Raw genomic sequence first — 13,615 nt, 5'->3', positions numbered from 1 at the left:
CCCTGCATCACAGAACACAAAGTCGCCATCTCAAAAAAACACTATATGTAGTGTTCAAATGGCTTCAAAAACACTGTATATTGTGCCCGTTGGTATTTGGCTGTCGATCTGATGGCGAATCGAAAGAGGGTTTTCGGTGCAAGCCCGAAACTGCCCCGCAGCGGTAAGCAGAAAAAGCAACGTGCCCGCTTCGCACTGGGTGTCCAGCGCACAGGAAGTGGGGCACAAAAAGCAGCTTGAAACTTCAGGCTCGTCTCTGCACAGTCCGCAGCCCTGCCGACGCACTGGACAGCCGGTCACCAGCCACCCACAGGTAGCCCACGGTCATCGCCAGTGCATGTGAGTTCGTGTGAACTTGGCTTTTCGATCCTGCGCGCGGGAGCAGGCACTTGGGACAACAATTTCGACCAGATGCTGCGGGCTTTCGGTGTCTGTAGCCTGGCTTGCGAGACACAAATGCTGGAAACCATCGTCAAGCGCGACGGGCACACCGAGCCTTTCACGCCATCCAAACTCAACCAGTGGGGCCAATGGGCCGCCCAGACCCTGGGTGACGCGGTGGACTGGCCGTCGGCGGTGCTGGAAGCCGTCTCGGCCATGTCCACCACCGCCACCTCGCGCGATTTGCAGCAGCAACTGATCCGCACCTGCCTGAACTTCGACTCATGGTCGTACAACCGCATGGCCGGGCGCCTGTATGCCACGCTGATCCGCAAAGACCTTTATCGCAACGACCGCCCCACCGTGCTGGCACTGCACCGCAAGCTGCAACAGCTTGGCCTGATGGAGATGCTGGACTATTCGGCATCGGAATACGCCGTCATCCAAGAGTGGATCGACCACGAGCGCGATTTTGAATATGCCCACTACCAGTTGCACACCCATCTGACCAAATACGCCATCGCTGACCGGGTGCAGGGCGTGTACTACGAATCCCCTCAATTCATTTACATGCGCATGGCCATGGCGCTGGCCGTCGATCAGCCGCGCGAGCGCCGCATGCGCGACGTAGAGCGCCTGTACGAACACCTGTCCAAAAACCGCATCAACGCGCCCACACCCAACCACGTCAACCTGGGCACGCCGCTGCGCGGCTACGCCAGTTGCTGTCTGTACACGGTGGGCGACAACGCTCGATCGATCGCCGTGGGCAACCACATTGCCAACACCATGACCTACATGTCGGCAGGCATTGGCGCGCACATGCAAACCCGCTCCATCAATGATCCGGTGCGCGGCGGCGTGATCCGCCACCAGGGCAAGCTGCCTTATTACCGGGCGCTGGTGGCCGAGGTCAAATCCAACCTGCAAAACGGCCGTGGCGGAGCCTGCACCACTTACTTCCCGATCTTCGACCCGGAAGTGGACACGCTGCTGCGCCTGAAAAACCCCATGTCCACCGAAGACAAAAAGATCCGCGGCATGGACTACTCTTGGGGGGGCAACCGTTTCTTTGCACGCAAGGTGGCGCGCAACGAAGACATTTTCCTGTTCAACTGCCACACCGCGCCCGATTTGCAAATGGCGCTGTACAGCGGCGACGAAGCCCGCTTTGAGGAACTGTACGCGCGCTACGAGCAAGATGAGTCGTTTGCCAAAACCTGGGTCAGCGCCCGCGAGCTACTGATCACCGCCAGCAACGAGTGGAACGAAACCGGACGCGTGTACGAGCACAACATTGCCGAGATGAACCGGCACACACCGTTCAAAGACACCATCTTTTCATCCAACCTGTGCGCAGAAATTGCCCTGCCCACTGCGGCCTACAACCACATCACCGAGCTGTATGCCGAAGGCGATATCTCTTTTGTCGAGATCGAGCTGGCCACGGGCGAGCGCCGCACCCTGCCCGGCGACCAGCGCGTGAGCACCTCGCGTGGCGCGCTGTGGCCCGACGATCTGCAAGCCGGCGATGCGCTGGATGGCCTGCCGATCGAGCGCATCGTGCAGCGCTCGTCGCCCGAGGTGGCCACCTGCAACCTGGCGGGCATTGTCGTGTCCAACATCGAATCCGAAGCGCAGTACGCCGAAGTGGCTTACTACGCCCTGCTGATGATCGACAAATGCATCCATCTGGCGCATTACGAACTGCCGCAGGTGGGCGTGACCAGCCGCAACCGCCTGAATGCCGGGGTCGGCATTCTGGGGCTGGCCCACCTGATGGCCAAAAACCACCAGCACTACACCACACCCGAAGGCAAGCAGTTCATCCACCAGGTGGGCGAACGCCATTACTACCACCTGCTGCGCGCCAGCCTGCAACTGGGCCGCGAACTGGGCAACGCCCCGTGGATCCACAAAACCCGCTGGCCCCAAGGCTGGCTGCCCATCGACAGCTACAACCGCAACGTCGACAAGATCGCCCCCTTTGAAAACCGCTACGACTGGCAGGCGCTGCGTCAGGACATCGTGGCCAACGGCGGCATTCGCAACTCGGTGCTGGCCGCCCACATGCCCACCGAAACCAGCGCCAACGCCTCGGGCACCACCAATGGGCTGTACCCGATCCGCGAGCTGACGCTGATCAAGACCGACAACCAGCGCGTCAACTACTGGGCCGCGCCCGATGGCGACACCCTGGCCGAGCACTATCAGTCGGCCTGGGACATCCCGGCCCGTGACATGACCGAGCTGTACGCCATCGTGCAAAAGTGGACCGACCAAGGCATCTCGGCCGACTTTTACCGCCGCGTGATCGGTGACGACTGCATCGAGTCGACCGAGCTGATCGAAAACTACCTGTACCGCGTCCGGCTGGGCTTGAAATCCAAGTACTACATGAACCAGAAAACATCCGCCGGCATGCGCCAACTGGAGCTGGGCATTCCCCGCGCCCGTCCCGAAGAGGTCGCTGCTGCGGCCTTGCAAGCCGCACAGCAAGTCAGCGACAGTGACAACTACAGCGACAGCGATTGCGAAGCCTGCACCCTGTAAAAGCGTGTTCAAAGTCTCAGCGATAGACAACAAGAGGCCACCCCTGCCATGACCGACACCGTTTTCAACTACGCCAAAACCGACTACGCCAAGCCCCTGCTGCTGCTGGGCGAACGCCCGGGTTTGTTCGACACCGTCAACCGCCACTACCCCGAGATCTGGAAGCTGTACAAGGCGCAGAAATCGCTGGACTGGGACGAAAACGAGTTCAACTACTCGTCCTGCAACGCCGACTTCAAATCCTGCTCGCGCGCCACCTACGACATGATGATCAAAACGCTGGCCTGGCAGTGGGAGGCCGACTCGGTCGCCTCGCGCGCCATTGCGCCTGTGCTGGCCCCCTTCATCACGTCGAGCGAGTTGTGGGCGGCGTGGCAGCGCATCTCCGACAACGAAGTCGTGCACGCGGCCACCTACTCCGAAATCGTGCGCAACTCATTCGACGACCCTTCCGTCATCTTGGACGAAATCCTGCGCGTGCAGCAAGCCCACGACCGGCTGGAGTGCGTAGAGCGCGCATTTGCCACCGGCTACGAGGCATCGCACCAGTACGCGCTGGGCCAGTTGCCCAACGATCAGAACACCTACAACGCCGTCTTCATGACCGTGGTGGCGCTGTTTTGCATGGAACGCATCCAGTTTCTGGCCAGCTTTGCCGTCACCTTTGCCATCTGCGACACCGGGCTGTTCCAGCCCATCGGCAAGGCCATCCAGAAGATTGCGCAAGACGAGCTGGAAATCCATGCCGAGCTGGACCGCGCGGTGCTGCTCAACGAGCTGAAAACCGAACGCGGGCAGGCCGCCTTTGCCCAGTGCCGCGCTGACATTGAAAAGATGATTGCCGAAGTCATCGACTGCGAGCTGACCTGGATTGCCTACCTGTTTTCCGAAGGCCGCGAACTCGTCGGCATGAACGCCGAGCGCCTGTCGGCCTGGACGCTGTACTGCGCCAAAGACGTTTACCAAACGTTGGGGCTTACCGCCAACCAATACACCCTGCCCGCCGCCAACCCGCTGAAGTTCATGGAAAAGTGGCTCAACATCTCGAAAATCCAGGCGTCGCCGCAAGAGCAGGACATCGCCGCCTACAAAGTCGGCGTCATGCGCCGCACCGACAAAGACCTGGTGTTCGACGACGATTTCTGAAAATTTTTACCTTCTCTAAAACCCCAAAGGAGCCTCCCTTCATGCAAGTCATCATCTACGGCAAAGACAACTGCACCGACTGCAACAAAACCAAAATGCTGTGCCAAATCCAGTCCGTCACATTTGAATACCGCACCGTCGGCCAGGACATCAGCGCCGACGAATTGCAAGCCAAAGTGGGCCAGCCGGTGCGCAGCCTGCCGCAAATTTTTGTCCAACGCCACGACGGCCCCGCCTACGTTGGCGGCTACGAGGCACTGCGCACCCTGCTGCAAGCCCCGGCAGGCCAGGCCAGAGAAGCGGCGGCGCAGCCTGCCGTGGTGTGCTGATCGGCAGCGCCACCGGTCTGCACACTGCACTGCACCAACGCCGATGATCCCGGCGATTGTTGATGCGTCGACAAACACGGTCAACGCGCAGACAAGGTGACGGCGTATTTTTGCTATCCATTAAATAGCTTTCAGCGCCAGACGCACCTGCGCCAAATCACCCTTTGGCAAAAAATCACGCTGCATGCCCAAGGGCATGCGGGCCTTGCCAAACCATCCCGTGTACGGCGATGCATTTTGGTACGATTTGTTGCAACACCGCTTCAAGACGATGATGTGACCAATCTTGCCCCCGCCCTCATAACGTTGACGCGCCGCCGCAGCCTGACCCAGTTGGGTGCGGCATTGGCAGTCGCCTCTGCTACAACCACATCCACCGCCTGGGCCGCCAGCGGCACGCGCCGCCGCCGCGCGGCCCGCGCGCCTGTTCACCCGCTGCGCCCAGGCCAGTCGCTGTGGCTGCCCGCCTTCGCACCCGAGGGGCCGGTGGTGGCGCTGACCAACCTGCACACCCAGCATGTGCAGCTTTACCGCAATGGCGTGGCGATTGGTTTTTCCAGCACCAGTACCGGCAAGCGCGGCCACAGCACGCCACCGGGCGTGTTCACCGTGCTGGAAAAGCGCCGCCACCACCGATCCAGCACCTACGACAACGCCCCCATGCCGTGGATGGTGCGCCTGACCTGGGACGGCATTGCCCTGCACGGCGGCGCGCTGCCAGGCTACCCCGCCTCGCACGGCTGCGTGCGCCTGCCTTCCAGCTTTGCGCCGCGCCTGTTTGGCGCGATCAAGCGGGGGAACAAAGTGGCCATCGTGCGCGAAGCTGGCCAAGGCGACGGCTACCCGCTGCACCTGCTGGCTCCCCTGACACCGGAAGGCACCCCAGCTTTGCTGCCCGGCATGCTGGCCGCACAGGGCTACTGGGCCTGGCCGGAGCCGTCCGCACCTGTCGCATCGACACCTTTGCCCGTGGTCGCATCCAGCGCGGCATCGGCAGCGCTGGCCACCGCCGCAGTCACAGCCATCACCGACCCCATGCCCGCATCTGGCTTGCCCGGTTTATCCGAACTGGTGCTGTTGCCTCCGCTGCCGCCACTCACTTTGCTGGTCAGCCTGCCGCAAAACCGCGCCTTCGCTCTGCAAGCCGGGCGCATCGTGGCCGCCGCCCCGCTGCCCACCGCAGCGCAGCAATTGCCAGTGCCCTCGCCCGGCGTTTTCAGTTGGGCCGCTGGCGGCCACTGGCAGGCTTTGGGCGCAGCAAGCGCAGCCCCCGCCCTGGACACGGCTTTGTGGCGCGATCTGCTGGCCACCATCGACGCCGGTGCCCCCGGCCGTCTGCGCGCCGCCCTCAGCCCCGGCAGCACCCTGGTCGTCAGCACCCTGCCCGCGGTGGATGCCACGCACCTGGCCGTGTGGAAGTGGATGCCCGCCAAGGCGGCGCAAGGCTGACAGGGCCATCAACTGTCAAAGCTCACTTTTAAGGAGCAAGCACGGATGAGCACAACACAATGAGTCCCCCTATTGGCTGCGCACCACTTGGCGCGTGCTGCGCTGGCCACCACCGGAGCTGATCTTGGGTGTTTGGACCATCTGGCGCACACTACATCGGTTGCTGCAAGCCGTTTTTCTGCTGGCAATAATTTTGATTGCCGCACTGTGGTGGACCAACCGACACGACGAGCCACCGCGCCCCGAAGTAGTCGCGTTACTAAAATTCCAGCCCCCTCGTCAGAAGCCATGCGGCGTAATGGCTACTTCACCTTACTGGGCCTTGGCGCACCTGCAGACCAGGATGCATTTGAAACAGGCAAGCATTTTTTTGAAATGCAGCTCAAGGAGTACGAACAACTACAACGCACAGGACACTCCGAGCCATATGCCCGTGAAGCATTTCCTCGCTCAAGTATCGACATAACCCCCGCACGCTGCCCGGAGGGTGAGCTAGATTGCTACGAACACTACATCCAGCATACCTACGCTATTCGACACTTGTTAACCGCCAATACGCCGCTAGCCAAACGGTATCTGTCGCTGCTGGAAACGCCAGAATTCCACGAAATCATCATTCCAGAGCTGAATGTCAGCTCCCCTGATATCGCTTATGTCGCTGTATCAGAACTGATCATCATGCAGGTTGCGCTGATGCTGAACAGTGCCCGACAAGTAGACGGCGTGGCTCTGCTGATGCGCAACGCGCAGATTTTGCAGCGGCTTGCAGCAGGGTCACGTAGTTGGGTCAACTCAATGAACACCCGCAAACTTCTGTTTCGACAGCAACAATTCATCAGCAACGCGCTCCGTCACCAGCCTTTGTTGATGGCGTACAGCGCAAACTTATTGCAAATACTGGACATCCACCCCACTGATTTGGGCACAGCCATCGAAAGTGAGGCAGCGATGTCATTCGGCATGCTGTCATCCCTCGCAGCGGCAGGCTCACGTACAACATCAAACACCGATAGCGATCATCTTTCGTACCCCCTTAGATCAGGGCCAACACAATTTGTCTATTTACCCAACGCAACCATGAATGCGGGCTATCCATACTGGCAAGGCAATGTGGCCTTGGCCAGGATCCCTGCGACCGAGTTGAATACGCAGATCAATGCCATCCGCACCAAAGTCCCAACACGCGCAATTGGTAACTGGCTGCCACCGTGGTTGCGATTACGCAATCCACTGGGGGCGTATTTGCTCAGCCTGAATACCGACATGGCAAGCTATGCGACCTACATCGAACGCACCCATGACGTCGAAGCCCACCGCCGCCTGGTGCTGCTGCAAATCAAGGCCCTGCAAGAGAACATCGACTCCGCGCACATGACCACCTGGCTGGCCAGCCAACCGCCCGAGTTGCGCAACCCCTACACGCTGGAGCCCATGCGCTGGGACGCCACCGCCCAAGCGCTGGTGTTTGAAGGCCGCCAAGACAATTCCCAGAAGCCCGAGCCGCGCAACGTGTACCGGGTGCCCTTGCGCGTCTCTGTCGGGGCCATCGCAGATCCAGAAAATTAGCGCTGAACGGCGCGCGTTTCAGCGTTTTTCAGCGTTTGACAGGTGGGGCAGGCGGCGGCACCCGACCGGCTGAGGCCATCTTGGCATCGGTGGCGTTGGAGCGCTCGGACATCAGCGGCATCTCCAGCCTGGCCTGCTGCTCGCCCGCAGCCAGCACCACGGCGCGCGGGGTGAGCGACTGTACGGTCCAGCCGCCGTCTACGCCCTCGATGACGGCACCTACGCGCACCGGCTTGGGTGGCTGCCCATCCACCGCAATCAGTGCCGCCCCGCGCCCGTCGTAGGTGACGATGCCGCGCAGGGTCAGTCGTTTGGTCACATCGTGGGCAGGTGCGGCGCGGGTCGGACCATCAGCCGCACCCAGCATGCGCGCCACGCTGCGCTGGTCAAGCGGCGCAGCACCTGACGCACCATCGGCCACCTGGGCGCTCACCAACGGACTGGCCCCCATGCGCAACGCCCAGAACAAGGCACTGCCCGCCAGCAACGCCCACACCAGGGCCGTGAGCAGACCTGCCGTCAACCGGGGGGAAGGACGCCGCCTCATGGACAGTGGGACAAACAAGCGTTCATAAGCGGGGATTATCATTGATGCGATTTGCTTTGTTGACGGACCACATGGCCTCTTTCATCCCCCATTCCCTGCATCTGGCCGCCCGCGCCCGTCGCGCTGCCGGTTTTACCCTGATCGAGCTGATGGTGGTGCTGGTCATCATTGGCGTGCTGGCCGCACTGATCGTGCCCAACGTGCTCGACCGCACCGACGACGCCCGCGCCACTGCCGCGCGCACCGACGTGCACAACCTGATGCAGGCACTGAAGCTGTACAAGCTCGATAACCTGCGCTTTCCCACGGCCGAGCAGGGCTTGCAGGCGCTGGTGGCCCGCCCTTCCATCAACCCCCAACCGACCAACTGGCGCCCTTACGTGGAAAAACTGCCCAACGACCCTTGGGGCCGCCCCTACATGTACCTCAACCCCGGTGTGCAAGGCGAAGTGGATGTGATGAGTTACGGTGCTGACGGCCAAAGCGGCGGCGAAGGCAAAGACGCCGATATTGGCAGTTGGCAGTGAACAAGGCCCCCACGCTCCCCCGCTGCGCGTGGTGCGCTGCCCCCCGAGGGGGCCGCACCCACCTTGGGGCGGCCCGGCGGTGGGTGATGGCCCTCACGCTCCCCCGCTGCGCTGCCCCAAGCTGGTGCCGCAGCACTGGCTTCGCCAATGCATGGTGGCGCAGTCACCTTCAAAATAAATCATGATCGCCTGGCAACAGCACCTGGGTGTGGAACACACCAGCGTCACCTTTTATCACCGCCTTGTGCGCAAAGAGCTGATTGACTTGTTCAGCAGCCCGCGCCGCCGCGTGATCGAGATCGGCTCCAGCGCGGGTTACACCGGCCAATACTGCAAACAGAAGTTTCCCGACGTCGAATATTGGGGTTTTGAGCTGAACCGCGCCGCAGCCAAAGAATCGCTGGCCCAGCTCGACAAGGTGGTCGTTGGCAAGTTTGAAGAGCAGGATTTGGCCTTGCTGGGCCTCAAACCCCATTCGGTGGACGGCGTGGTGCTGGGCGACGTGCTAGAGCACCTGTACGACCCCTGGCGCGTGTTGACCGCGCTGCTGCCCTGGTTGAGTGAAGATGCTGAGCTGGTCATCAGCCTGCCCAATTTGCGCAACCTGTGGTTGATGAACGAAATCGCTGAAGGCCGCTTTACTTACGCCGAAAACGGTCTGCTCGATGTCACACATATCCGGTTTTTCACGCTGCAGGAAATCCACGGTCTGATGGCTACCACGGGCTACCACATCCTTCAGGGCGGTGTGGCACTGGACGAGCGCCTGGCCGCCTTTCACGCCCACCATGCGCCGCTGGTGCGCCCAGGCGCACCCTATGCGTTTCAGTACCAGAACGTCGGCATCCGGGCCAATGGCGAAACGCTGGGCGAGTTGTGCGCCAAACAATTCATGTTCCGTGCCGTGCCCAAACGCCTGTTACACGATTTGCAACCTGCTGTCCGAGGCGCTGGCGTTGACCGCTTGAGCGCAGACTACGACCAGGCATTCCAGCCTGACCCGGTGCACCATGTGCCGCAACTGCCCCCTGCGCCGCCCACGCCCCGCGCGCGCGTCGATCTGTACGCGTTCTATCTGCCGCAATACCACCCCACACCCGAAAACGACCGCTGGTGGGGCGAAGGGTTTACCGAGTGGACCAACGTCACCCGCGCCCGGCCAGCCTTCAACGGCCATTACCAGCCGCGCCACCCGGGTGAGTTGGGCTATTACGACCTGCGCGTGCCGGAGGTCATGGCGCGTCAGGTGGCACTGGCCAAGCAGGCCGGGTTGGCAGGTTTCATCTTCTACTACTACTGGTTCAGCGGCACGCCCATGCTGGAGATGCCACTCCAGCAGTACATGGCGCGCTGGAACGAGTTTGAGTTGCCCTTCTTCGTCATGTGGTGCAACGAGAACTGGCGCCGCACCTGGGTGGACGGTGGAAACCACCAAGCCAGTGAAGATGTTCTGCTGGCACACCAGCATTTGTCTGACGACCCTGAGCGTTTCATCGACGACCTGCAACCCATCTTGTCGCACCCCGGCTATCGGCGCATCGAAGGCAAACCGGTGCTGCTGGTTTACCCACTGATTGGCCCCGATGGCACGGCAGATGTCATCACCACACGGTCTTACGTCGCGCGTTGGCGCGCGCGCGCACGCGAGCTGGGTTTGGGCGAATTGTGGATTGGCGGGCATGAAAAGTCCGATTTGATGGCCGCAGGCACACTGCGCGGCACCGCTGATCTGGGTGTGGATTTTTTCTTCGAGTTCCCCCCCTCCAACTCACTGACTTATCAATTAGCAGATAGCGCCAACGGCGTGCTCGACTTTTACCAGCCCACACACCAAATCAACGTCATTTACTACGAAGCCTTAATAGACAAATTGCGCGCGCTACCGGCACCCACGCAACCGCTGGTCAAAACCGTGCTGGCCGGCAGTTGGGACAACACCGCGCGCAAGGGCCAGCGCGCCCAAATCTTTCATGGCTGCACGCCGCCGCTGTACGAACGCTGGCTGCGCGAATCGACCGACTTTGCCCGCGCCCACCCGGTACTGGGCAGCACGTCAATGGTGTTCATCAACGCCTGGAACGAATGGGCCGAAGGTGTTTATCTGGAACCCGACCGCAAATACGGCCATGCGCTGCTGGCCGCCACCCAGCGCGTGGCTTACGGGCTGACTGATGGATTGAATGATGGCTTGGCTGATGCCCCACAAGCACCCGGCTGACCGCACGCCGCTTTCACGCGCTGCCTGCGCCGCCCACCACACTACTCGAAGAATTGCCCGCGGCTTCACCCTGATCGAGCTGATGGTGGTAGTCGCCATCATCGCCCTGGGCACCACGGTGGTGGCGCTGGCTTTGCGCGATGGCAGCGACGCGCTGCTGGCGCGCGAAGGCGACCGGCTGGCCGCCGTGCTGGAGTCGGCCCGCGCCCAATCGCGCACGGCGGGCGTGCCGGTGCTATGGCGCGCCACCATCGGTGGCTTCGAATTTGATGGCCTGCCCGCCACTGCACCACCTCTGCCCGATCGGTGGCTGGACGCACAAACCACCGTGGTCAGCAAGGACAACCTGGTGCTGGGGCCTGACCCGATCATCAGCGCGCAATATGTGGTGTTGCAGCGCGCCAGCAATGGCCGGGTGCAGCAGGTCACCGTGGCCACCGACGGCCTGCGCCCGTTCCGTGCGGAGCAACTGCAATGACCCTGCGCCCCGCTCGCCACATGCAGGGCTTCACCCTGGTCGAAGTGATGGTGGCGCTGGCCATCACGGCCATCGCCCTGGTGGCGGGGCTGAAAGCCACCACCGCCCTGACCGACAACGCCGACCGCCAGGCCGACGTGCTGCTGGCCCAGTTGTGCGCTGCCAACAAGCTGGTTGAGCTGCGGCTGGCGCGCCAATTGCCCAGCGTGGGCGACTTCAGCAACGACTGCGTGCAAGCCGGGCGCACGCTGCAAGTGCAGCAAACCGTACGGCCCACGCCCAACCCCAACTTCCGCCGCGTGGACGCCACCGTCAGCGAAGGTGGGGTATTCATCGTTCGGGTGGTCACCATTGTGGGGCGCAATTGATTAAAGCTATTTATTTAATAGCTAATAACGCTTGTGCATCAAGCGTAAAAGGCCAATTTGGCTTTAAAAAAAATGGCCCGTTCACGCCCGTCAAAGGCTTTACCCTGGTCGAAGTGCTGGTGGCCCTGACCATCATGGCCGTGATGGCCGCGCTGACCTGGCGCGGCATCGACGGCATGCTGCGCGCGCAAGAAGCCACCCACCGCTACAGCGACGACGTGCTCACCCTGCAAGCGGGCTTGACCCAGTGGCAGGCCGACCTGGACGCCATGATGAGCTGGCCCAATGCCAGCGGCACCCTGCCCGTCAGCGCCGCCAGCCGCCGCAGCCTGGACTGGAACGGCAACGTGCTGCGCATCACCCGCATGATGACCGACGTGCCCAGCGCTGGCCTGCGCGTAGTGGCCTGGACGCGCCGTGGCGACGGCCAGTGGCTACGCTGGCAGTCTGCCCCGTTGCGCTCGCAAACCGCCTGGCAAAGCGCCTGGGACGCGGCGCTTGGCTGGAGCCAGTCAGCCCCCACGGGCCTACAAAACAGCGGCGCACAGGCTGTGGCTGTGGCCACCTTGAACGACTGGCAGTTGCAGTACTTTCGCAACAACGCCTGGACCAACGCCCAATCCAGCAGCGCCGCATCGGCCACCAACACCTACACCCTGCCCGACGGCGTGCGCCTGATGATGACCCTGGCCCCCGGCCAGGCGCTGGCAGGCTCCATGGTGATCGACTGGGTGCGGCCCGACTTTGGGGCGCTGCCATGACCCGGCCCACCCTGCACCGCCCGCCACCTGACCGTCCCCAAACGGGTGCGGCCCCACACATCAGCGAAGCCGAGGCCCCTTGCCCGACTTGGGGCAGCGCAGCAGGCGCAGCCGCGCAGCGTGGGGGCGCACACCACCCGCCGCCGGGCCGTCCCAAGGCGGGTGCGGCCCCCTTGGGGGGCAGCGCAGCGGGCGCAGCCGCGCAGCGTGGGGGCGCACAATCCGGCGCGGCCCTGCTGGCCGCCATGGTCACCGTAGCACTGGTGGCCACACTGGCCACCGCCGCCCTGTGGCGGCAGTGGCGCGGGGTTGAAGTCGAAGCGGCCGAGCGCGCACGGGTGCAATCGGCCTGGCTGCTGACCGGCGCGCTCGACTGGGGCCGCCTGCTGCTGGCCGGTGACCGCCGCGAAGACCGGAAGAAAAAGCAATACGTCGATCATCTGGGCGAGCCTTGGTCGGTACCGCTGGCCGAAGCGCGCCTGTCCACCTTTTTGGCCGCAGGCGAAGCCAGCACCGACACCGACCGCGACGCCTTTCTTTCCGGCCAGGTGACCGATCTGCAATCGCGCCTGAACGTGATGAACCTGCTGGTCGGCGACGGTCTGGCCGCCTACCAGCGCTTTGAACGCCTGTTCAACGCCCTGGGTCTGCGCAGCGGCGAGCTGGCCACCTTGCGCGACAACCTGCAACGCGCTGACGCCGCCATGCAAGACAACCGCACCGGAGCCGACACCAGCGATACCACCGATGCCCTGTTGATGCCCCGGCGCTTTGACCAGCTCGCCTGGCTGGGCCTGTCGGCCGACACGCTTGACATACTGCGCCCTTACGTCACGGTGTTGCCGGTCACCAGCGGCAACAACAACAATCCCGTGGCCGTGCCGGTCAACCTGAACACCGCCAGCGCGCTGGTTATTTACGCCGCCAACCTGTCCATCGACGAAGCCGGGGCGCAGCGGCTGGTGGCCCAGCGGCAAAGCCAGTACTTTGAAAACGTCGCCACAGCGGTTGCGCAAATTTCGGGGATGAATGTGGACGCCACATGGCAAAGCGTCAACTCCAGCTATTTCGAGGTGCGCGGGCGCCTGCGCCTGGACGACGTGGCGCTGGAAGAATTTGCCGTTGTGCGACGCAGCAGCAGCGGCGTGTCCACCCTGTGGCGTGAACGCGCTGCCGTGGTCGTGCCCGACGGGCCATAAGTCCTGCGCCAATCACACCCTTCGACCGCACCCCTCGACCGTATTCGCCACCCGCGCCACCCGCCAGCGTGTATTTACATCGGCCACCTACAA

General features: G+C 62.6%; 12 protein-coding genes and 1 riboswitch. Of the genes, 11 read left to right on the top strand and 1 reads right to left on the bottom strand.

From position 1 onward, the window contains the following. Positions 1-73 precede the first annotated feature (73 nt). A riboswitch (cobalamin riboswitch) is annotated at positions 74-296 on the top strand. Between the two features lie 160 nt (positions 297-456). The 5 genes from ACK5NW_RS01345 (at position 457) to ACK5NW_RS01325 (ending at position 7,424) form a co-directional block, all read left to right on the top strand. Next, the gene (locus tag ACK5NW_RS01345; protein WP_416924453.1) at positions 457-2,934 is read left to right on the top strand and encodes a ribonucleoside-diphosphate reductase subunit alpha; all 2,478 of its coding nucleotides are present in this window, start codon (positions 457-459) and stop codon (positions 2,932-2,934) included. Positions 2,935-2,982: 48 nt separating this feature from the next. After that, positions 2,983-4,080, top strand: coding sequence for a ribonucleotide-diphosphate reductase subunit beta (locus ACK5NW_RS01340; RefSeq protein ID WP_416924452.1), 1,098 nt, complete (start codon positions 2,983-2,985; stop codon positions 4,078-4,080). Positions 4,081-4,121: 41 nt separating this feature from the next. Then, entirely contained in the window at positions 4,122-4,409 is a 288-nt protein-coding gene (locus ACK5NW_RS01335; RefSeq protein ID WP_416924451.1) for a glutaredoxin domain-containing protein, read from the top strand. Between the two features lie 276 nt (positions 4,410-4,685). Further along, entirely contained in the window at positions 4,686-5,858 is a 1,173-nt protein-coding gene (locus ACK5NW_RS01330; RefSeq protein ID WP_416924450.1) for a L,D-transpeptidase family protein, read from the top strand. Between the two features lie 72 nt (positions 5,859-5,930). Beyond that, complete coding sequence (locus ACK5NW_RS01325) at positions 5,931-7,424, top strand: hypothetical protein (protein ID WP_416924449.1); 1,494 nt, start codon at positions 5,931-5,933, stop codon at positions 7,422-7,424. Between the two features lie 28 nt (positions 7,425-7,452). Here the strand turns inward: ACK5NW_RS01325 and ACK5NW_RS01320 are convergent, their stop codons facing one another. After that, positions 7,453-7,971 carry a type II secretion system protein N gene (locus tag ACK5NW_RS01320; protein WP_416924448.1) on the bottom strand — a complete coding sequence of 173 codons (519 nt, stop codon included), beginning with the start codon at positions 7,969-7,971 and terminating at the stop codon, positions 7,453-7,455. 71 nt (positions 7,972-8,042) lie between these two features. On the opposite strand from ACK5NW_RS01320, the gene gspG reads away from it, so the two are divergent. The 6 genes from gspG to gspK all read left to right on the top strand — a co-directional run bounded on the left by gspG (position 8,043) and on the right by gspK (position 13,522). Next, positions 8,043-8,498 carry a type II secretion system major pseudopilin GspG gene (gene gspG / locus ACK5NW_RS01315; protein WP_416924447.1) on the top strand — a complete coding sequence of 152 codons (456 nt, stop codon included), beginning with the start codon at positions 8,043-8,045 and terminating at the stop codon, positions 8,496-8,498. Between the two features lie 181 nt (positions 8,499-8,679). Then, the gene (locus ACK5NW_RS01310; protein ID WP_416924446.1) at positions 8,680-10,716 is read left to right on the top strand and encodes a glycoside hydrolase family 99-like domain-containing protein; all 2,037 of its coding nucleotides are present in this window, start codon (positions 8,680-8,682) and stop codon (positions 10,714-10,716) included. Next, the gene (locus ACK5NW_RS01305) at positions 10,694-11,194 is read left to right on the top strand and encodes a prepilin-type N-terminal cleavage/methylation domain-containing protein (protein WP_416924445.1); all 501 of its coding nucleotides are present in this window, start codon (positions 10,694-10,696) and stop codon (positions 11,192-11,194) included. Before ACK5NW_RS01310 ends, ACK5NW_RS01305 begins: the two co-directional genes overlap by 23 nt. Next, on the top strand, positions 11,191-11,562 hold the full coding sequence (gene gspI / locus ACK5NW_RS01300; RefSeq protein WP_416924444.1) for a type II secretion system minor pseudopilin GspI: 372 nt from the start codon (positions 11,191-11,193) through the stop codon (positions 11,560-11,562). Before ACK5NW_RS01305 ends, gspI begins: the two co-directional genes overlap by 4 nt. Next, complete coding sequence (locus ACK5NW_RS01295; protein WP_416924443.1) at positions 11,559-12,323, top strand: PulJ/GspJ family protein; 765 nt, start codon at positions 11,559-11,561, stop codon at positions 12,321-12,323. The genes gspI and ACK5NW_RS01295 overlap by 4 nt, the downstream gene beginning before the upstream one ends. After that, the gene (gene gspK / locus ACK5NW_RS01290) at positions 12,320-13,522 is read left to right on the top strand and encodes a type II secretion system minor pseudopilin GspK (RefSeq protein ID WP_416924442.1); all 1,203 of its coding nucleotides are present in this window, start codon (positions 12,320-12,322) and stop codon (positions 13,520-13,522) included. The genes ACK5NW_RS01295 and gspK overlap by 4 nt, the downstream gene beginning before the upstream one ends. The last annotated feature ends 93 nt before the right edge of the window (positions 13,523-13,615 follow it).

This window comes from Ottowia sp. (genome assembly GCF_047975795.1).
Taxonomy (GTDB): Bacteria; Pseudomonadota; Gammaproteobacteria; order Burkholderiales; family Burkholderiaceae_C; genus Ottowia.
Note: the sequence above shows the minus strand (reverse complement) of the source record. Positions and strands in the feature narration are given on the sequence as shown.

Coding starts and splice junctions, on each gene's coding strand:
- gspK (WP_416924442.1), top strand. CDS start 12,320: ATGACCCGGCCCACCCTGCACCGCCCGCCACCTGACCGTCCCCAAACG.
- gspI (WP_416924444.1), top strand. CDS start 11,191: ATGACCCTGCGCCCCGCTCGCCACATGCAGGGCTTCACCCTGGTCGAA.
- ACK5NW_RS01345 (WP_416924453.1), top strand. CDS start 457: ATGCTGGAAACCATCGTCAAGCGCGACGGGCACACCGAGCCTTTCACG.
- ACK5NW_RS01335 (WP_416924451.1), top strand. CDS start 4,122: ATGCAAGTCATCATCTACGGCAAAGACAACTGCACCGACTGCAACAAA.
- gspG (WP_416924447.1), top strand. CDS start 8,043: ATGGCCTCTTTCATCCCCCATTCCCTGCATCTGGCCGCCCGCGCCCGT.
- ACK5NW_RS01305 (WP_416924445.1), top strand. CDS start 10,694: ATGCCCCACAAGCACCCGGCTGACCGCACGCCGCTTTCACGCGCTGCC.
- ACK5NW_RS01340 (WP_416924452.1), top strand. CDS start 2,983: ATGACCGACACCGTTTTCAACTACGCCAAAACCGACTACGCCAAGCCC.
- ACK5NW_RS01320 (WP_416924448.1), bottom strand. CDS start 7,971: ATGAGGCGGCGTCCTTCCCCCCGGTTGACGGCAGGTCTGCTCACGGCC.
- ACK5NW_RS01310 (WP_416924446.1), top strand. CDS start 8,680: ATGATCGCCTGGCAACAGCACCTGGGTGTGGAACACACCAGCGTCACC.